Origin of the sequence: Achromobacter sp. F4_2707 (assembly GCF_047501535.1) — a bacterium.
In the GTDB taxonomy this organism is placed as follows: domain Bacteria; phylum Pseudomonadota; class Gammaproteobacteria; order Burkholderiales; family Burkholderiaceae_B; genus Yanghanlia.
Genome location: NZ_JAZDRJ010000034.1, coordinates 1 through 337, shown reverse-complemented (window position 1 = coordinate 337; position 337 = coordinate 1). Strand labels below are relative to the sequence as shown.

Annotated in this window: 1 protein-coding gene; it reads left to right on the top strand. The window is 59.1% G+C overall.

From position 1 onward, the window contains the following. Positions 1 to 337 (top strand): DDE-type integrase/transposase/recombinase (locus VRY85_RS14895; protein ID WP_414599385.1); only part of this gene is annotated, 337 nt, incomplete at both ends.

The window sequence follows — 337 nt, the reverse complement described above, 5'->3', positions numbered from 1 at the left end:
CCTGCAACAGCCCGCAATACCAAAGCCTGCCGCCTTCACAGATCGTGCCAAGTCTGGCCGACAAGGGGCTTTACCTGGCCAGCGAATCGAGTTTTTACCGGGTTCTGCGCGAGCATGGACAGGCAAATCGGCGCGGTCGCGCCCAACCGCCCAGAACAGTAGCTAAACCCCATGCATGGATGGCCAGTGCGCCGCTACAAACCTGGAGCAGGGACATCACGTTCTTGCCCACCGCCGTTCGTGGCCAGTTTTACCGCCTGTACATGGTGATGGATGTGTACAGCCGCATGATTGTGGGCTGGGAAATCCATGAGGATGAACGCGCCGAACATGCTGC